Below are 18,396 nucleotides of genomic sequence, written 5' to 3' on the forward strand. Positions count from 1 at the left end.
GGCGCAGCGCGCCCGCCCCCCGGTCGACCGGAACGACTAGTCGTTCAGCCAGCTCATCATCGGGCGCAGCTCCGCACCGGTCTTCTCGATCGGGTGCTCGGCGAGCTGCTCGCGGTACTTGCCGAACTGGGCCTGGCCGCCCTCGAACTCCTCCACCAGCTCCTTGGCGTACTCGCCGGACTGGATCTCGCCGAGGATCTTCTTCATCGCGGCCTTCGTCTCCGGCGTGATCACGCGCGGGCCGCGGCTGTAGCCGCCGTACTCGGCGTTGTCGGAGACCGACCAGTACATCTTGGAGATGCCGCCCTCGTACATGAGGTCGACGATCAGCTTCAGCTCGTGCAGCACCTCGAAGTAGGCGACCTCCGGCTGGTAGCCGGCCTCGGTCAGCACCTCGAAACCGGCCTTGACCAGCTCGGACGCGCCGCCGCACAGCACGGCCTGCTCGCCGAACAGGTCGGTCTCGGTCTCCTCGGTGAAGGTGGTCCTGATGCCGCCCGCGCGCAGGCCGCCGATGCCCTTGGCGTAGGACAGCGCCAGCGGCCACGCGTTGCCGGAGGCGTCCTTCTCCACCGCCACGATCACCGGGACGCCGCGGCCCGCGACGAACTGGCGGCGGACGAGGTGGCCCGGGCCCTTCGGCGCGACCATCGCCACGTCCACGCCCTCCGGCGGCTGGACGAGGCCGTACCGGATGCTGAAGCCGTGCCCGAAGAACAGCGCGTCGCCCTCGACGAGGGCCGGCTTGATGTCCTTCTCGAAGATCTCGCGGTGGTGGTGGTCGGGGGCCAGCAGCATGACGAGGTCGGCCTCCTCGGCCGCCTCGGCGGGGGTGACCACGCGCAGGCCCTCGGCCTCGGCCTTCTCCCGGCTGGCCGACCCCTCGCGGAGCCCGACCCGCACGTCGACGCCGGAGTCGCGCAGCGACAGGGCGTGCGCGTGCCCCTGGCTGCCGTAACCGATGATCGCGACGTGCCGGCCCTGGATCACGCTCAGGTCGGCGGCGTCGTCGTAGAACATCTCAGCCACAGTGCTGTTGCCTTTCTTCGATGTGGTTGTACGTCTCGGGCCGGGCCGCGCCCGGTCGGGCGTCCGGTTTCAGGCGCTGCGCTCGATCGCGCGCAGCGAACGGTCGGTGATGGACCGGGCGCCGCGTCCGATGGCCACCATGCCGGACTGGACCAGCTCCTTGATCCCGAACGGCTCGAGGACCTTGATGAACGCGTCCAGCTTGTCGCGGTTGCCGGTGGCCTCGATCGTGACCGCGTCGGGCGCGACGTCCACCACCTTGGCACGGAACAGCGTGACGGTCTCGAGGACCTGCGAGCGCGTCTCCGCGTCCGCGCGGACCTTGACCAGCACCAGCTCGCGCTGGACCGACGCCGACGGCTCCAGCTCGACGATCTTCAGCACGTTGATCAGCTTGTTCAGCTGCTTGGTGACCTGCTCCAGCGGCAGCTCGGCGACGTTCACCACGATCGTCATCCGGGAGATGTCCGGGTGCTCGGTGGTGCCGACCGCGAGGGACTCGATGTTGAAGCCGCGGCGCGAGAACAGGGCCGCGACCCGCGCCAGGATGCCCGGCTTGTTCTCCACCAGGACCGAGAGGGTGTGCGAGCTCATCGCGGTCAGTCTCCGTTCTCCCACTCGGGCGCCATGTCCCGCGCGATCTTGATGTCGTCGTTGGTGGTGCCGGCGGCGACCATGGGCCAGACCATCGCGTCCTTGTGCACCACGAAGTCGATCACGACGGGGGCGTCGTTGATCTCCATCGCCTTGGCGATGACGTCGTCCACGTCCTCGGCCTTCTCGCAGCGCAGCCCCACGCAGCCGTAGGCCTCGGCGAGCTTGACGAAGTCGGGGATCCGCTTGGCGGTGTGCAGGTTCGTGTTGGAGTAGCGGCCGTCGTAGAACAGCGTCTGCCACTGCCGGACCATGCCGAGGTTACCGTTGTTGATCACGGCGACCTTGACCGGGATGCCCTCGATCGCGCAGGTGGCCAGCTCCTGGTTGGTCATCTGGAAGCAGCCGTCGCCGTCGATCGCCCAGACCGTCGCGTCCGGCGCGCCGACCTTGGCGCCCATCGCCGCCGGGACCGAGTACCCCATCGTGCCGGCGCCGCCGGAGTTCAGGAACGCGCCCGGCCGCTCGTACTTGATGAACTGCGCCGCCCACATCTGGTGCTGGCCGACGCCCGCGACGTAGTACGCGTCCGGGCCGGCGATCCGCCCGATCCGCTCGATGACGTACTGCGGGGACAGCGTGCCGTCCTCGGGGGTGTCGTAGCCCAGCGGGTAGGTCTCGCGCCACGCGTTGAGCTGGCGCCACCAGTCCTCGTAGTTCCCCTTGCGGCCCGCCTCGTGCTCGTTCTGCACCGCGACGATCAGGTCGGCGATGACCTCGCGGGCGTCGCCGACGATCGGGACGTCCGCGTGCCGGTTCTTGGAGATCTCCGCCGGGTCGATGTCGGCGTGCACGACCTTGGCGTGCGGGGCGAACCCGTCGAGCTTGCCGGTGACCCGGTCGTCGAACCGGGCGCCGAGCGCGATCAGCAGGTCCGAGCGCTGCAGCGCGCCGACCGCGCCGACCGCGCCGTGCATGCCCGGCATGCCCATGTGCAGGGGGTGGCTGTCGGGCAGCGCGCCCTTGGCCATCAGCGTGGTGACGACGGGGGCGCCGGTCAGCTCGGCGAGCACCTTCAGCTCGGCGGCCGCGCCGGCCTTCAGCACGCCGCCGCCGACGTACAGCACCGGGCGCTCCGCCTCGACGATCAGCCGTGCCGCCTCGCGGACCTGCTTGGAGTGCGGCCGGGTGACGGGGCGGTACCCGGGGAGCTGGAGCTGGACGGGCCACTGGAACTCGACCGTGGCCTGCATCGCGTCCTTGGCGATGTCGACCAGGACGGGGCCGGGACGGCCGGTGCCGGCGATGTGGAACGCCTCGGCGATGGTGCGGGCGATGTCCTCGGCCCTGGTGACCAGGAAGTTGTGCTTGGTGATCGGCATCGTGATGCCGGCGATGTCGGCCTCCTGGAAGCCGTCGGTCCCGATGAGGGAGGTCGCGACCTGGCCCGTGATGGCCACCATCGGCACCGAGTCCATGTAGGCGTCGGAGATCGCGGTGACCAGGTTCGTCGCGCCCGGCCCGGAGGTGGCCATGCACACCCCGACCTTGCCGGTGACCATCGCGTAGCCCTGCGCGGCGTGGCCGGCGCCCTGCTCGTGCCGGACGAGGATGTGGCGCAGCTTGTTCGAGTCGAACAGCGGGTCGTAGGCCGGGAGGATCGCGCCCCCCGGGATGCCGAACACGGTGTCGACGCCGACGTTCTCCAGGGCGCGGACCAGCGCCTGGGCTCCCGTCATCTGTTCGGTCGTCATGATCCTGTTTCCTTGGGAGAGAAGTCTGGGGCTCGCCGGGCAACAAAAAACCCCCGCCGCCGGAAGCGGTCGAGGGGAGGCGCGCAGGTCGGTGAGCTTGGTCAGCCTGCGCGCCGACCAAGTACTACGAGGATGATGGTGGTGTTCTGCACGGAGCCACTTTCGCCGAGATCCGGCCCCCGGTCAAATCCGTGGACAGGAAATCTCGGCATCTGAGACGGATTCCCGGCGGAACCGGCCGTCTCAGCCCGGCAGCGGAAGCGGCAGATCGCCTGGTAGATCCTGTGCCGCGAGGTTCGTCCGGACCAGCGACTCCACCCGTCCGGCGGCCATCGGGCGCGCCACCAGGAAGCCCTGGCCGCGCGGGCAGTCCATCGCGCGCAGCAGCTCCAGCTGCTCCGGCCGCTCGATGCCCTCCGCCACCACGGTCAGCCCCAGGTCGCGGCCCAGCCGGACGATCGTCCGGGTCAGCAGCGACAGCGTCTCGTCCGAGCCGAGCCCCGCCACGAACGACGGGTCGATCTTGATGATGTCCACCGGGAGCTGGCCGAGGTAGGCCAGCGACGCGTACCCGGTGCCGAAGTCGTCGATCGCCAGCCGGACGCCGAGGTCGCGCAGCTCCGACAGCCGCGCCACGTTCTGCCCGCCGTCCTCGACGAGCACCTCCTCGCGGACCTCCAGCGTCAGCGCCTGCGGCGGCAGCCCCGTCTCCTCCAGCGCCGCCGCCACCGACTCCACGAACCGGGGCGCGGCGATCTGCCGGGCGGTGAAGTTCACCGACAGGCCCACGTCCCAGGAGTCGCGGCGCCAGCGCGCCACCTCCCGGCACGCCTCCCGCAGCACCCAGTCGCCGAGCGGGATCATCAGCCCGGACTCCTCCGCCGGCCCGATGAACTCCTCCGGCGGCACCGACTCGCTCCCCCGCCACCAGCGCAGCAGCGCCTCCACCCCGGTCACCCGGGACGTCGCGAGGTCCACCACCGGCTGGAACTCCACCGCGAACTGCTCCTCGGCGAGGGCCCGCTGCAGGTCGCTGCCGAGCTCCAGCCGCCGCACCACGTCGGCGTGCATGTGCGGCGCGAACACCTCGACGCGCCCGCCGCCCAGCTCCTTCGCCCGCGCCATCGCCAGGTCGCCGTTGCGGATCAGGTCCGCGGCGGTCCGGCGCAGCCGCCGGCCCGCGTCGCCGCCCCGGTCCTTCGCCGGGACCGCCGGGGCCTCCTCGTCCCCCGCGAACGCGATCCCGACGCTCGCGGTCAGCACGATCTGCTTGCTGCCCACCTGGTACGGGTCCACCGACAGCACCCGCAGCAGCCGCCCCGCCAGCTCCACCGCCGCGCGGGTCTCCCGGTCGTCGGACGGCAGCTGCACGAGGACCGCGAACTCGTCGCCGCCCCACCGCGCCACCGTGTCGTCGGCCTGCACGTTGGCGCGCAGCCGCCGCGCCGCCTGCGCCAGCACCTGGTCGCCGGCCGCGTGCCCGGCCGAGTCGTTGACGTCGGTGAACCCGTCCATGTCGACGAACACCACCGCGACCCGGCCGCCCGGACGCTGCTGCGCCAGCACCTCCCGGGTCCGCTCCTCGAAGTACGACCGGTTCGGCAGGCCCGTCAGCCCGTCGTGGAAGGTCAGGTGCGCGACCTGCCGCTGCAGCGCCGCCTGCTCGCTCAGGTCGCGGGTGGTGACCAGCAGCCGTCCCGGCGCCTCGCCCGTCCCCGCGTACCGGGAGATCGTCGACTCGGTCGGCAGCCACGTGCCGTCCGCGGCGCGGACCCGGCACGACACCCGCAGCGACCCGGTGGCGCCCGGCCGGTCCCCGCCGACCGCGTCCTCCTCGTCGAGGAACTCGGTGAACGCCTCCTGGACGCGCGGCAGGTCCTCCGGGTGGATGATCTCGTGCAGCGGCCGCCCCAGCAGCTCCTCGGGCGTGTAGTGGTAGGTGCGCAGCGCGCCCGCGCTCGCGTACTGGACGGTCGCGTCGAGGTCGCAGATCAGCACGGCGTCGTTGCTGCTCTCCGACAGCGCCCGGAAGTGCTCCTCGCTCGCCTCCACGGCGCGGCGCAGCCGCTCGTTCTCCCGCAGCAGCCCCGCGAGCCGCGCCAGCAGCACCAGCGCCGCCGAGCCCGCCACGACCGACACCACCGGCTCCAGCCCGTTGCGGCCGGTCAGCGAGTGCCCGGCGACGAACAGGGAGGCCGCCGCGGCGACCGCCGCCGGCGCCAGCCCGGGGCCGATCAGCCGGCCGCGCTCGCCGGGCTCCGGCGCCGCGTCCTGCGGCAGGGCGTCCGCCGGGACGTCGTCGGACGGGCCGTCCGGCTCCGCCTCCGGCACCGGGCCCGTCCACGGCACCAGCAGGAGCAGCAGCAGCCCGGCGAGCCGCAGGATGTCGGACGGGTCGTCGGACGGCCCGCCGCCGTCCAGCCGGACGAACGTCGTCACCACGTCGGCGGTCGCGAACGCCGCCAGCGCCCCGAACCCCATCCACGCCAGCCGCCGGCGCCCGCGCGCCGCGCCCAGCGCGAACGGCAGCGCCCCGCACAGCAGCACCACGTCGATCAGCGGGTACAGCAGCTCCAGCAGGAACTCCGACGCCGACTCCCCCGACTGGTGGTACAGCGAGCTGAAGAGCGCGACCCAGCCCAGCACGAAGATCGCGCACGCGCACACGTAGGTGTCGGCCAGGTACCGCAGCCACATGCCCACGTCGCGGGCCAGCCGCACCGGCACGATCAGGCCGGTGACCAGCGCCACCGCGGCCAGCAGGTAGAACAGGTCCGGCACCGAGAGCGACAGGGCGCTGCGCGAGACGTGGCCGTCCAGCGCGCTGCCGACCGCGCCCGCGAACCAGCCCGCGGCCGCGACCCCGTACCAGCGCCACGACGCCCGCCAGATCCCGCCGGACGACACCCGCCGGAAGATCCCGACGTCGCCGGAGTCCGCGGCGGCGCGCTTCGGCCGCCCGGCCGACATCAGCAGCGAGATCGCCGCGGCGCCCGCGGCGATCGCCTCGGTCCAGGCGAGGAAGGCCGTGCCGCCCCAGCCCAGCAGCGACCCGGTGGCGTACAGGACGCCGACGATCGCGGCCATGGCGACCGGCACCGCCCGCGGCGGCATCCGCCTGGCGTTCTCGCCGCTCATCGCGCCGTGTCCCTTCCTGCCCCGCGGGGAGCTGTCCGTCCCTCGCGGTCGCGGCGGTGCGCCAGAGGGGACTTGGGTCCGGAGACCTCATCCGGTCGCAGGGATAACGGCCGGAGGGTCGTGGATCGTGCCCCGCGCAGGGTCGGCGCGGGACGGCGGCGCATCGGATGCGCCTGCCGGAGATCAGCGACGTTGCTGCACTGCGGGATCACCGTGATGCTCAGAGTACGTTCCGTAGGTCACGGACCGATTGAGGCTGGGCGTCCTCATGGCGACGAACCGCCTCGTCGGCGATCCGTTTGGGATGGCCGAAACGTGATCGTCACCGAATCGGCGCCTTGCCCGGCATCACGCTGGGTGAGCGCATTCGGGACCCCGAGCGCCCGCCGCCCCTCTTGTCCCGCACCGTCCGCTGTGGGGTGGAAGCAGGACGGTGTGATGCACGCGACAGCGAAGTGTCATGCTGGGACGGGAGGCGTTCTCATGCGGAAGCACCTGATCGTCCTTGCCGCGCTGGTCCTCGCGGGGTGCTCGTCGTCCCCGCCGAAGGACACGGGGAGTGCGCGGACCCCGCCGCCCCTGCCGTCCGGGGGCACCGCCGCGCCGGGGGCGCCCCGCGTTCTGGTCACGGGCCTGAAGATCCCGTGGGCCATCGCGTTCCTCCCCGGCGGTGACGCACTTGTGACCGAACGTGATTCGGCGCGGCTGCTGCGGGTCACCCCGGCGGGCGCGGTGACCCCGGTCGGGACCGTTCCCGACGTCGACGCGGCGGGCGAGGGCGGGCTGCTCGGCGTCGCCGTCTCCCCCGGCTACGCGCGGGACCACCAGATCTTCCTGTACACCACGTCCGCGACCGACAACCGCGTCGTCCGCGCCTCCTACGACGGCGGCCGGCTCGGCGCCCCGCGCCCGATCGTCACCGGCATCCCCAAGGGCGAGATCCACAACGGCGGGCGCCTCGCGTTCGGCCCCGACCGGATGCTGTACATCACCACCGGAGAGACCGGCCAGGGCGAGAAGGCACAGGACCGGAACTCCCTCGCCGGGAAGATCCTTCGCGTCGCGCCGGACGGGAGGCCCGCCCCCAGCAACCCGTTCGGCACCCGCGTGTGGACGTACGGCCACCGCAACGTCCAGGGCCTCGCCTGGGATCCCGAGGGCCGCCTCTACGCCACCGAGTTCGGCCAGGACCGCTTCGACGAGATCAACCTCATCGAGAAGGGCCGCGACTACGGCTGGCCGGCCGTCGAGGGCTCCGGGAACCGCAAGGGCTTCACGAACCCGCTGCTGACGTGGCGGACGTCCGAGGCGTCACCGTCCGGGCTCGCCTACGCGAACGGCTCCCTGTGGGCCGCCGCGCTGCGCGGCGAGCGGCTCTGGCAGGTCCCGCTGTCCGCGAGCGGCGAGGTGGGCCGCCCCGTCGCCCGGTTCACCGGCGCCTACGGCCGGCTGCGCGCCGTCGTCCGCGCCCCGGACGGCTCGCTGTGGCTCACCACCAGCAACCGCGACGGCCGCGGCACCCCGGCCAGGACCGACGACCGCATCATCACCGTCCCGCCCCGCTAGTCCCACCAGAACGACCAACTCGCCCGACCGACCAGCCCGGCGGCGTACTCCTCCATGTCGCCGACGCCCTGCCAGATGTTGTCCGGGCAGAACGCCTCGTGCTCGACGGCCACCGCACGGGCGTGCTCCATCGTCCGCGGCGGTGCGGCCACCGACAGCCCCAGCACGTCGAAGCCCACCATCACCACACGCGCCCCGAACCGCTCCTCCCAGGACCGCACCACCGCGGATATCTCCGCCGTCCGGCAGTGATTGACCGGCCCGGACCACCCCATGACCGTCAGGGTGTCGGCTCCCCGCGCGGCCGGCACGAGCCCGAGCAGGAACTCCGCGTCCTCCGCGCCCAACTCGGCGGACACTCTGGCGCATTCGTCGGCGTCCTCCACCCCTTCGCCCGGCGAGGCGAGCCCGGGCCACGGGACGGGCCGGTCCTCCACGCCGGGCTCGCCACCGGACTCGCCACCGGACTCGCCGCCCCTCCGGTCGCCCCTCAGCAGGACCTCGGCGTCAAGGGCGTCGATGTCGGCCACCGACTCGTCGACGAACAGCTCCCCGTCGTGCCAGGGCCGGGTCGGCTGCCCTCCGAGCGTGTCCAGCAGCAGCGGATACAGGCCCGTGTCCGCGCGTTCGTCGTACAACCGGCACCAGAGCCCGCCCAGCCCGGCCCTCGGCTCGTCCGACACCCACAGCGCCATGACGCCCTCAGGGCCCTCCTCGGGCGCGATCAACCGGCCGGACGGCAATCCCGCGGGCAGGGCCGGAAACGCACTCTCCACCATGCCCGCGAAAGCTAGCGGACGCCTACGACAGGGAGCGGGGCCCCGGCTCAGTCCGGTCGTACGTGCTGGAAATGCCAGATGAGCATGGCGGGGACGGCGGCGTTCGCGGCACCCGCCGCTTCGGGGATCATGGCGGCCAGTGACCAGGGCCACTGGTCCCATGGCCCCGGCCCCGTCGCTTTGGGCGGGGCGTCCTGGGCGGGCGGGACGGGCTCCTCGCAGCGGTGGGGCCGGAATCCGAGCGGCAGCGCGGCGCGCAGGTAGTCGCCCACGGAATGGCGATGCGAGACGATCCGCCCCGGGCGGCCCGCGGCGTCGCGCACCGAGGGGACCGAGCCGCGCAGCACCCGCTCCGGATGGACGTCGGAGATCACCAGGTGCCCGCCGGGCCGCAGCACCCTGGCGAACTCCGCGAGCACCGGCGGGAGGGCGGGGACGTGGGTCAGCGCGAGCGCGCAGACGACCAGGTCCATCGAGCCGCCGGCCACCGGCAGGCGGGACAGGTCGCCCGGCCGGAACTCCGCGTCCGGCACGCGCGCCCTGGCCCGGTCGATCATGTCGGCGGAGCCGTCCACGCCCACCACCCGGTGGCCGCGCCCGGCGAGGACCGCCGAGAAGCGCCCCGTGCCGCACGCGGCGTCCAGCGCGTCGCCCGCGGGGAGCGTGTCGAGGATCTCCGCGACGACCGGCGCGTCGATGGCGAACGCGCCGTTCGGCTCGTCGTCGTAGGTCCGCGCCCAGGCGCGGTAGCCCGGCACCGGATCGACGCGGTCCGTGCGGACGGCGGCGTCCGCCAGCGACGGGTCGTCCAGCAGCGCGCGGACCTCCGCGATGCGGGCGTCGACGAACTCCCGGTCGTGCTCCCCCGCGAAGCCGCGCAGCAGCGCGACGCCTTCGAGGCCGAGCAGGTAGGCCAGTGGATGCTCGTAGATCACCCGCGCGAAGCTAACAAGGGCGCGTTCCGGTGGCGACCGGATTTCCGCCGCCCCGGGGGCGTGCCCGCGAGGCGGCGGGAACCGTCAGGACGCGCCGAGCTTCTCGAGGATCAGCTCGCGGGCGCGGCCGGCGTCGGCCTGCCCGCGGGTGGCCTTCATCACGGCGCCGACGAGGGCGCCGGCGGCGGCGACCTTGCCGGACCGGACCTTGTCGGCCACGGCGGCGTTGTCCGCGATCACCTGGTCGATGATCGAGGCGAGCTCGCCCTCGTCGCTGACGACCTTCAGCCCGCGGGCCGCGACGACCTCGTCCGGGCCGCCCTCGCCGGCGAGGACGCCCTCGAACACCTGCCGGGCCAGCTTGTCGTTCAGCTCGCCGGCGGACACCATCGCCTGGATCCGCGCGACCTGCTCCGGCGTGATCGGCAGCTCGGCCAGCTCCACGCCCTGCTCCGTCGCGCGCCGCGACAGCTCGTTCATCCACCACTTGCGGGCCGCGCCGGCGTCCGCGCCCGCCGCGATCGTCGCCTCGATCAGGTCGACGGCGCCGGCGTTGACGACGTCCCGCAGCTCCAGGTCCGACAGGCCCCACTCCCCCTGGACGCGGCGGCGCCGAGCGGCGGGAAGCTCCGGCAGCGACGCCCGCAGCTCCTCCACCCACTCCCGTGACGGCGCCATCGGCACCAGGTCGGGCTCGGGGAAGTAGCGGTAGTCCTGCGCCTCCTCCTTGCTGCGCCCGCTCGTGCTGCGGCCGGTGTCCTCGTGGAAGTGGCGGGTCTCCTGGATCACCCGCCCGCCCGCGTCCAGCACGCCCGCCTGCCGCTCGATCTCCGACCGGACGGCGCGCTCCACCGAGCGCAGCGAGTTCACGTTCTTGGTCTCGGTGCGGGTGCCCCACTCCGACGCGCCGCGCGGCATCAGCGACACGTTCACGTCGCAGCGCATGGAGCCCTCCTCCATGCGGACGTCCGAAACCCCGAGCGACCGCACCAGCTCGCGCAGCTCCGTCGCGTACGCGCGGGCCACCAGCGGCGCCTTGTCGCCCGTCGCGGCGATCGGCTTGGTGACGATCTCCACCAGCGGGATGCCGGCCCGGTTGTAGTCCACCAGCGAGTGGTCGGCGCCGTGGATGCGGCCCGTGCTGCCGCCGACGTGCAGCGACTTGCCGGTGTCCTCCTCCATGTGGACGCGCTCGATCTCGATCCGGTACGTCTCGCCGTCGACCTCGACGTCCAGGTGGCCGTCGACGCACAGCGGCTCGTCGTACTGCGAGATCTGGAAGTCCTTCGGCATGTCCGGATAGAAGTAGTTCTTCCGGGCGAACCGGCACCACTCGACGATCGTGCAGTTCAGTGCCAGGCCGATCTTGATGATGCCCTCGATCGCGGCGTGGTTGGTCACCGGCAGCGACCCGGGCAGGCCCAGGCAGACCGGGCAGACCTGGGTGTTCGGGTCCGCGCCGAACGTCGTCGGGCAGCCGCAGAACATCTTCGACGCGGTGCCGAGCTCGATGTGCGTCTCCAGGCCGAGGACGGGCTCGTACTTCGCGAGCGCCTCGTCGTACGGCATGAGTGTCGGGGTGCTCACTTCGCCTCCGCCAGTTCGGGGGCCTTGGCCAGCAGCGGGCCGCCCCAGCGCTCTTCCAGGGCCCGCTCGACGGCGGCGCCCACCCGGTAGACGCGGTCGTCGCCGAGGACGGGCGCCATCACCTGCAGGCCCACCGGCAGGCCGTCGGCGAGGCCGCACGGCACGGAGATCGCGGCGTTGCCGGTGAGGTTCGCCGGGATCGTGCACAGGTCGGCCAGGTACATCGCCATCGGGTCGTCCGCGCGCTCCCCGATCGGGAACGCGGTGGTCGGCGTGGTCGGCGAGACCAGCACGTCCACCTGCTCGAACGCCGCGTCGAAGTCGTGCTTGACCAGCGTGCGGACCTGCTGCGCCTTGCCGTAGTAGGCGTCGTAGTAGCCCGACGACAGCGCGTAGGTGCCGAGCATGATCCGCCGCTTCACCTCGGGCCCGAAGCCCTCCGCGCGGGTCAGCGCCATGACCTCCTCGGCGCTGCGGGTGCCGTCGTCGCCGACGCGCAGCCCGTACCGCATCGCGTCGAACCGCGCCAGGTTCGACGACGCCTCCGACGGCGCGATCAGGTAGTAGGCGGGCAGCGCGTACTGGAAGTGCGGGCAGGACACCTCGACGACCTTCGCGCCGAGCGACTCCAGCAGCTCCACGGCCTCGGTGAACCGCGCCGACACGCCCGGCTCGTAGCCGTCGCCGGCGAACTCCTTGACGACGCCGACCCGCAGGCCGTCCACGTCGCCGCTGCGCGCCGCCTCCACCACGTTCGGGACGGGCCGGTCGATCGAGGTCGAGTCCATGACGTCGTGGCCGCTGAACGCCTCGTGCAGCAGCGCCGCGTCCAGCACGTTGCGCGCGAACGGGCCCGGCGTGTCCAGCGACGACGCGAACGCGATGATCCCGTACCGGGACGAGCCGCCGTAGGTCGGCTTCGTCCCGACGATGCCGGTGACCGCCGCGGGCTGGCGGATCGACCCGCCGGTGTCGGTGCCGGTGGACAGCGGCGCCTCGTACGCCGCGACCGCCGCCGACGACCCGCCCGACGACCCGCCGGGGATGCGCGACAGGTCCCACGGGTTGCGCGTCGTCTTGAACGCGCTGTTCTCCGTGGACGAGCCCATCGCGAACTCGTCCATGTTCGTCTTGCCGAGGATCACCAGGCCGGCCTCGCGCAGCCGGCTCGTCACCGTCGCGTCGTACGGCGGCCGCCAGCCCTCGAGGATCTTCGATCCGGCCGTGGTCGGCATGTCGGTGGTGGTGAACACGTCCTTGTGGGCGATGGGGACGCCGGCCAGCGGGCCGAGCTCCTCCCCCGCCGCGCGCCGCTCGTCCACCCGGCGCGCCTGCGCCAGCGTGGTCTCCGCGTCCACGTGCAGGAACGCCTCGACGCTCCCGTCCACGGCGGCGATCCGGTCCAGGTGCGCCTGCGCGACCTCGACCGCCGACACCTCGCCCGCCGCCATCAGCTCGCCGAGCTCCGCGGCGCCCTTCCGGAACAGCTCCGCCATCAGGCCTCCTCGTCCAGGATCCGCGGGACGCGGAAACGCTGCTGCTCGCTGGCGGGAGCGCCGGCGAGCGCCTGCTCCGGCGTGAGGCACGGCCGGACCTCGTCGGGCCGGTACACGTTGGTCAGCGGCAGCGCGTGCGAGGTGGGCGGGATGTCCTCCGCGGCGACCTCCTGCACCCGCGCGACCGCGGAAATGATCTGGTCGAGCTGGGCGGCGAGATGGTCGAGCTCATCGTCGCCGAGCGCCAGCCGGGACAGCCGGGCGAGGTGCGAGACCTCGTCACGGGTGATGGCGGACATGATGAGAAACCGTTCCTGCGATCGATTGGGATACCCGCCATCCTATTGGCCGGGGCCCCGCCGCCCGAACGCTTTACACCGCCGCGCCGCCCGCGCGCCCCCCGTGCGCCGCCGTCGCGGCGCGGCGCGGGCCGTTTCAGATCCTCAGGCGGGGAACGCTCCTCACGTCCACCCCGGGACGACGAGAGGAGTCCGCCGTGACCATCGGCGGCAGCATCGCCCTGATCATCATCGGCGCGATCCTGGCCTATGCGGTCAACTTCCAGTTCAGCGGCATCGACATCCGCCTGGTCGGGGTGATCCTGATGATCGGCGGCCTGATCGGGCTGGTCGTCGGGATCGTCCGGATCGCCTCCGCGCGCCGCACCGTGGAGCGCCGTCCGCCGCCCGCGATCCGCGAGGAGCATTACTACGAGGACGACCCCTACGAGACCCGCCGCCGCTACTGAGGTCCGGCGCCGCCAGTGGAGACCGGCGGCCGCTGAGGCCTTCTACGCCGCGGGTTCGGGGGCCCGCTGGACGTTGCGGCGCAGCCAGTCGGTGGCGGTGTCGGCGTCCATGGGGCGGCCGAAGTGCCAGCCCTGCGCGGCGTCGCAGCCCATCTCGCGGAGCAGGCGCGCGGTCTGCGGGTCCTCGACGCCCTCGGCGACCGAGCGCAGGCCGAGGGTGCGGACGAGGTCGACGATCGAGCGGACGATCACCGCGTCGTCGCCGGACTCCGCGAGCCGCCCGACGAACGAGGAGTCGATCTTAATCTCCTCGACCGGGAGGCGCTTCAGCCGGACGAGCGAGGAGTAGCCGGTCCCGAAGTCGTCGAGGCTGAGCGGGATGCCGAGCTCGGCGAGCCTGGCGACGGTGTCGGAGGCGTAGGCGGGCTCGCTCATCAGGATCCGCTCGGTGATCTCCAGCTGCAGCGCGGCGGCCGGCAGGCCGCGGGCGAGCAGGCCCTCCTCGATGGTCTCGGTGAGGCCCATGTCGAGGAGGTCGCGTCCGGAGGCGTTCACCGCGACCTGGACGGCGAGGTCCTCGCGCCACCACGCGGCCGTCTGGGCGAGGGCGGCCTCGACGACGTGGTGCGTGATGGAGCGCATCAGGTAGGTCTGCTCGGCGATCGACAGGAACGCCTCGGGTTCGAGGAGCCCCTTGTCGGGATGGCGCCAGCGCAGCAGCGCCTCCATGCCGACGAGCTGGCCGTCCCGCAGCGACACCTTCGGCTGGTAGAACAGCTCGAGCTCGGACCGGTCGATGGCGCGGCGCAGGTCGCCGAGCATGCTGAGCCGGGCCGGGGAGTTGCGGTCGTTGGCGGGCGAGTAGACCTCGACGCCGGTGCGGCCCTCCTTGGCGTTGTACATCGCGACGTCGGCGCGCTGCAGGAGCAGCTCGAAGTCGGGGGCGTGGTCGGGGAACAGCGCGATGCCGACGCTGGCCTCCAGGTCGAACGACATGCCGTCGAGCCGGACGGGTTCGCCGAGCGCGGCGCGCAGCCGCGCCGCGACCTCGCGGGCGGCGGCCTCGTCCCGGACGGACGGCAGCAGCACCGCGAACTCGTCGCCGCCGAGCCGGGCGACGAGGTCGCCGGGCCGGACGCTGTGGGTGAGCCGGTGCGCGACGAGCTGCAGCAGCCGGTCCCCGGTGGGGTGCCCGAGGGTGTCGTTGACCTCCTTGAACCGGTCGAGGTCGAGGAGGAACAGCCCGGCGCGCTGGTCGCGCTCCTCCGGGACGGCGCGGCGCCGCGACGGCCTGAGCGCGACCGGCCCGCGTTTGGCGGCGCGCCCGGCTGCGCTGCGCTTCTCCGCGCCGCGGGCCTCGGCGAGGGCCTCCTCGGTCCGGACGATCAGCAGCTTGCGGTTCGGCAGGCCGGTGAGGCCGTCGTGCAGGGCCTGGTGCTCGCGCCGGACGGCGACGGAGGCGTTCAGGTAGACGGCGATGAACGGCAGCAGGATCAGCGGGACGAACAGCGCGGACCGGTCCATCGCGATGACCATGAGCGGGGCGAGGCCGAGCAGCGCCAGGTGCACGAGGATCTGGTAGGCGAGGTCCCAGCGCAGCGCCTTGATCAGCGAGACCCGCTCGTGCAGCGCGACGGCCGAGCCGACGAGGGTGTCGTTGCAGAGGAAGTAGACGGTGCCGGCGAGCGCGATGGCGGGCAGGTCGGCGCCGTCGGGGACCCAGGTGGTGGACGGGGTGGCGAGGTCGCCGGCGAGGGCCAGGACGAGCTGGGCGGCGCCGAGGCTGAGGGTGTACTGGGCGGCGTTGAAGGCGATCCGGTGGGGGGTGCGGCCGCGGAAGACGCCGCAGGTCACGACGGCGATCGCCTGGAGCGCGGCGGCGACGGGCAGCCCGGCGTACAGCAGCGCGGCGAAGGCGAACGTGGTCGAGGTGGTGGCGCCGTTGGTCTCGGTGGATCCCGGCGTGATGATCGGGCGCAGCTCGCCGAAGACGATGAAGCAGCCGAGGATCCAGAACACCGGGTTCCCGGCGAGCGCGTCGAGGTCGGCGCCGGTCAGCCCGGCGAACGCGGCGGCGCACACGGCGACGCCGAGCAGGATGACGACGACGAAGTAGATCCACAACGGGGAGCCGCGGCGCGGGGCCGTGTTCCGCGTGTTGTTCGGGTCCTTCATCACATCCTCGGGGGGTTCGGGGGGCCGTCCCCGGCACCGGGCGCACCGGACTCCGGGGCGACTCCCCCCGGATGGTGCGTCCGAAGATTCAGGTGGGTCGTGATGTGAGGGAGAGTACGGCCTTTGCTCAACTTCGCGAAACCGATTGCGTACGTTCCGTTATGCCCCTTCCGTGCCGGCCCCTCACCTGTCGGTAGCTGAAGTGTACCCCTGAGTAACGCGACACTGGTGAGGGGCCGCTTAACCACGCCGGGTCATGCGTCCGCGCGCATAGTTACATTTTTGGCCGCATCTGGCCCATCGGCGAGGAGGACCCGGAAGCCCTCCTCTTCCAGGACCGGTACGCCAAGTTTGACGGCTTTGTCGTACTTCGACCCCGGGCTGTCGCCCACGACCACGAAGCCCGTTTTCTTCGACACCGACCCGGACACCTTCCCGCCGAGCCGCTGCACCGCCTCCGTCGCCGAGTCGCGGCTGAACCCCTCCAGCGACCCGGTGATCACCACCGTGACGCCCTCCAGCGGCCGCGGGCCCGCCGCGCCCTCGTCCTCCATCCGGACGCCGGCCGCCCGCCACTTGTCCACGATCTCGCGGTGCCAGTCGACCTCGAACCAGCGCTTGATCGACGCGGCGATCGTCGGGCCGACGCCGTCCACCGCCGCCAGCTCCTCCTCCGTCGCGTTCGCGATCGCGTCCATCGACCCCATCTCGCGGGCCAGGTCGCGGGACGCCGACGGCCCCACGTGCCGGATCGACAGCGCCACCAGCACCCGCCACAGCGGCTGCCGCTTCGCCTTCTCCAGCTCGTCGAAGAGGATCTCGACGGTCTTCTTCGGCTCGCCCTCCTTGTTCGCGAAGAACGACACGACCTTCGGCTCGCCGGTCTTCGGGTCGGTCTTCGTCGTCCCCGTCCGCTGGTCCAGCACGAGGCTCCGGATCGGCAGCAGCTGGTCGACCGTCAGGTGGAACAGGTCGCCCTCGTTCCTCACCGGCGGCTCGCTCGGCTCCAGCGGCTGCGTCAGCGCCGTCGCCGCCACGTACCCGAGCGCCTCGATGTCGAGGGCGTTCCGGCTGGCCACGAAGAACAGCCGCTCCCGCAGCTGCCCCGGGCAGTACTGCGCGTTCGGGCAGCGGATGTCGGCGTCGCCCTCCTTCTCGTACGCCAGCTCCGTCCCGCACTCCGGGCACTCGGTGGGCATCTCGAACTCGCGCTCGGAGCCGTCCCGCAGCGCGGTCACCGGCGCGACGATCTCCGGGATCACGTCGCCCGCCTTGCGCAGCACCACCGTGTCGCCGATCAGCACGCCCTTGCGCTTGACCTCGCCCGCGTTGTGCAGCGTCGCCCGCTCCACCGTCGACCCGGCCACCTTGATCGGCTCCATCACGCCGTACGGGGTGACCCGCCCGGTCCTGCCGACGCCGACCTTGATGTCGAGGAGCTTGGTGTTGACCTCCTCCGGCGGGTACTTCCACGCGATCGCCCAGCGCGGCGCCCGGCTCGTCGACCCCAGCCGCCGCTGCAGCGAGAACTGGTCGACCTTCACCACCACACCGTCGATCTCGTACGCCGGGTCGTGCCGGTTCTCGCCGTAGAAGTCGATGTACTCGCGGACCGCGTCCAGCCCGCCGACGACCTTGTACCGGTCGCTGACCGGCAGCCCCCAGCCGCGCATCAGCTCGTACGCCCCGGACTGGCTCTCCGGCCGCTCGCCGCCCTCCCACGCGCCGAACCCGTGGACGAGCATGCTCAGCGGCCGGTGCGCCGTGACGCGCGGGTCCTTCTGCCGCAGCGACCCCGCCGCCGCGTTCCGCGGGTTGGCGAACGGCTCCCTGCCCGCCTCCACCTGCACCGCGTTGACCTGCTCGAACCCCTCGACCGGCAGGAAGACCTCGCCGCGCACCTCCAGCAGGTCCGGCCAGCCCTCGCCGGCCAGCCGGTCCGGCAGCGCGTCGATGGTGCGGACGTTGTTGGTGACGTCCTCGCCGGTGCGGCCGTCGCCGCGGGTCACCCCGCGCACCAGCCGGCCCTTCTCGTAGGTCACCGCGATCGCCAGGCCGTCGATCTTCAGCTCGCACAGGTAGCCGGCGACCTCGCCGACCTCCTTGACCACCCGCTCGTCCCAGGCCAGCAGCTCGTCGGCGCTCATCGCGTTGTCGAGGCTCTGCATCCGCTCCAGATGCTCGACCGTCGCGAAGTCCGTGGTGATCGGCGCGCCGACCCGCTGCGTCGGCGAGCTCGGCGTGACCAGCTCCGGATGCTCGGCCTCCAGCGCCTGGAGCTCGCGCATCAGCCGGTCGTACTCGGCGTCGGTGAGCGTCGGCTGGTCGAGCACGTAGTAGCGGTAGTTGGCCTCGTCGATGCGCTCGCTCAGCTCCAGGTGCCGCTGAGCCGCCTCCGCCGGAACGCCCTCGCTGCTGGTGGTCATGCGCCTATTCTCGCCGCTACCACCGACAATATGACCAGCGGCGCGCCCCCTACTCTGCGCCTTCGTGGGGGGGGGGGCGCCCCCCCCCCCCCCCCCCCCCCCCGCGCCCCCCCCCCCCCCCCCCCCGCCGCGCCCGCCCCGGGGGGGCTGGGGGGGCGGGTCGCGGAAG

At 72.6% G+C, this 18,396-nt stretch carries 13 protein-coding genes; 2 read left to right on the forward strand and 11 right to left on the reverse strand.

Annotation, left to right across the window (positions count from 1 at the left end):
• Positions 1-36: 36 nt before the first annotated feature.
• The 4 genes from ilvC to ABZ914_RS26405 form a co-directional block, all read right to left on the reverse strand.
• Positions 37-1,020 (reverse strand): ketol-acid reductoisomerase, encoded by a 984-nt coding sequence (gene ilvC, locus ABZ914_RS26390; RefSeq protein ID WP_433233222.1) that lies wholly within the window; start codon positions 1,018-1,020, stop codon positions 37-39.
• A gap of 78 nt (positions 1,021-1,098) precedes the next feature.
• On the reverse strand, positions 1,099-1,623 hold the full coding sequence (gene ilvN / locus ABZ914_RS26395) for an acetolactate synthase small subunit (protein ID WP_190865099.1): 525 nt from the start codon (positions 1,621-1,623) through the stop codon (positions 1,099-1,101).
• A gap of 5 nt (positions 1,624-1,628) precedes the next feature.
• On the reverse strand, positions 1,629-3,380 hold the full coding sequence (locus ABZ914_RS26400; protein ID WP_500196483.1) for an acetolactate synthase large subunit: 1,752 nt from the start codon (positions 3,378-3,380) through the stop codon (positions 1,629-1,631).
• A 240-nt stretch (positions 3,381-3,620) separates the two neighbouring features.
• Positions 3,621-6,515, reverse strand: coding sequence for a putative bifunctional diguanylate cyclase/phosphodiesterase (locus ABZ914_RS26405; protein WP_500196469.1), 2,895 nt, complete (start codon positions 6,513-6,515; stop codon positions 3,621-3,623).
• A gap of 483 nt (positions 6,516-6,998) precedes the next feature.
• Between ABZ914_RS26405 and ABZ914_RS26410 the strand changes: the two genes are divergently transcribed.
• Entirely contained in the window at positions 6,999-8,081 is a 1,083-nt protein-coding gene (locus ABZ914_RS26410) for a PQQ-dependent sugar dehydrogenase (protein WP_500196471.1), read from the forward strand.
• Here the strand turns inward: ABZ914_RS26410 and ABZ914_RS26415 are convergent.
• From ABZ914_RS26415 to gatC, 5 genes are all read right to left on the reverse strand, one after another.
• Positions 8,078-8,860: a DUF4253 domain-containing protein gene (locus ABZ914_RS26415; protein ID WP_500196473.1), complete on the reverse strand. Its 783-nt coding sequence runs from the start codon at positions 8,858-8,860 to the stop codon at positions 8,078-8,080. The genes ABZ914_RS26410 and ABZ914_RS26415 overlap by 4 nt on opposite strands.
• Before the next feature lie 47 nt (positions 8,861-8,907).
• A complete protein-coding gene (locus ABZ914_RS26420; RefSeq protein ID WP_500196475.1) occupies positions 8,908-9,795 on the reverse strand; it encodes a class I SAM-dependent methyltransferase in 888 nt (295 codons plus the stop codon).
• Positions 9,796-9,879: 84 nt separating this feature from the next.
• Positions 9,880-11,364 carry an Asp-tRNA(Asn)/Glu-tRNA(Gln) amidotransferase subunit GatB gene (gatB, locus tag ABZ914_RS26425; RefSeq protein ID WP_190865142.1) on the reverse strand — a complete coding sequence of 495 codons (1,485 nt, stop codon included), beginning with the start codon at positions 11,362-11,364 and terminating at the stop codon, positions 9,880-9,882.
• Between the two features lie 14 nt (positions 11,365-11,378).
• Positions 11,379-12,878: an Asp-tRNA(Asn)/Glu-tRNA(Gln) amidotransferase subunit GatA gene (gene gatA / locus ABZ914_RS26430; protein ID WP_500196477.1), complete on the reverse strand. Its 1,500-nt coding sequence runs from the start codon at positions 12,876-12,878 to the stop codon at positions 11,379-11,381.
• Positions 12,878-13,177 carry an Asp-tRNA(Asn)/Glu-tRNA(Gln) amidotransferase subunit GatC gene (gatC, locus tag ABZ914_RS26435; RefSeq protein ID WP_151543432.1) on the reverse strand — a complete coding sequence of 100 codons (300 nt, stop codon included), beginning with the start codon at positions 13,175-13,177 and terminating at the stop codon, positions 12,878-12,880. The genes gatA and gatC overlap by 1 nt, the downstream gene beginning before the upstream one ends.
• Before the next feature lie 197 nt (positions 13,178-13,374).
• Between gatC and ABZ914_RS26440 the strand changes: the two genes are divergently transcribed.
• Positions 13,375-13,626 carry a DUF6458 family protein gene (locus tag ABZ914_RS26440; RefSeq protein WP_500196479.1) on the forward strand — a complete coding sequence of 84 codons (252 nt, stop codon included), beginning with the start codon at positions 13,375-13,377 and terminating at the stop codon, positions 13,624-13,626.
• A gap of 42 nt (positions 13,627-13,668) precedes the next feature.
• Here the strand turns inward: ABZ914_RS26440 and ABZ914_RS26445 are convergent, their stop codons facing one another.
• Together ABZ914_RS26445 and ligA are read right to left on the reverse strand one after the other, a co-directional pair.
• Entirely contained in the window at positions 13,669-15,801 is a 2,133-nt protein-coding gene (locus ABZ914_RS26445; protein WP_500196480.1) for a putative bifunctional diguanylate cyclase/phosphodiesterase, read from the reverse strand.
• 254 nt (positions 15,802-16,055) lie between these two features.
• A complete protein-coding gene (ligA, locus tag ABZ914_RS26450) occupies positions 16,056-18,227 on the reverse strand; it encodes an NAD-dependent DNA ligase LigA (protein WP_500196482.1) in 2,172 nt (723 codons plus the stop codon).
• Positions 18,228-18,396 lie beyond the last annotated feature (169 nt).

It is taken from the genome of Spirillospora sp. NPDC046719, from assembly GCF_040645715.1.
In the GTDB taxonomy this organism is placed as follows: domain Bacteria; phylum Actinomycetota; class Actinomycetes; order Streptosporangiales; family Streptosporangiaceae; genus Spirillospora.

Coding starts and splice junctions, on each gene's coding strand:
- ligA (WP_500196482.1), bottom strand. CDS start 18,227: ATGACCACCAGCAGCGAGGGCGTTCCGGCGGAGGCGGCTCAGCGGCAC.
- ABZ914_RS26415 (WP_500196473.1), bottom strand. CDS start 8,860: ATGGTGGAGAGTGCGTTTCCGGCCCTGCCCGCGGGATTGCCGTCCGGC.
- ilvC (WP_433233222.1), bottom strand. CDS start 1,020: ATGTTCTACGACGACGCCGCCGACCTGAGCGTGATCCAGGGCCGGCAC.
- gatA (WP_500196477.1), bottom strand. CDS start 12,878: ATGGCGGAGCTGTTCCGGAAGGGCGCCGCGGAGCTCGGCGAGCTGATG.
- gatC (WP_151543432.1), bottom strand. CDS start 13,177: ATGTCCGCCATCACCCGTGACGAGGTCTCGCACCTCGCCCGGCTGTCC.
- ABZ914_RS26410 (WP_500196471.1), top strand. CDS start 6,999: ATGCGGAAGCACCTGATCGTCCTTGCCGCGCTGGTCCTCGCGGGGTGC.
- ABZ914_RS26405 (WP_500196469.1), bottom strand. CDS start 6,515: ATGAGCGGCGAGAACGCCAGGCGGATGCCGCCGCGGGCGGTGCCGGTC.
- ABZ914_RS26445 (WP_500196480.1), bottom strand. CDS start 15,801: ATGAAGGACCCGAACAACACGCGGAACACGGCCCCGCGCCGCGGCTCC.
- ilvN (WP_190865099.1), bottom strand. CDS start 1,623: ATGAGCTCGCACACCCTCTCGGTCCTGGTGGAGAACAAGCCGGGCATC.
- gatB (WP_190865142.1), bottom strand. CDS start 11,364: ATGCCGTACGACGAGGCGCTCGCGAAGTACGAGCCCGTCCTCGGCCTG.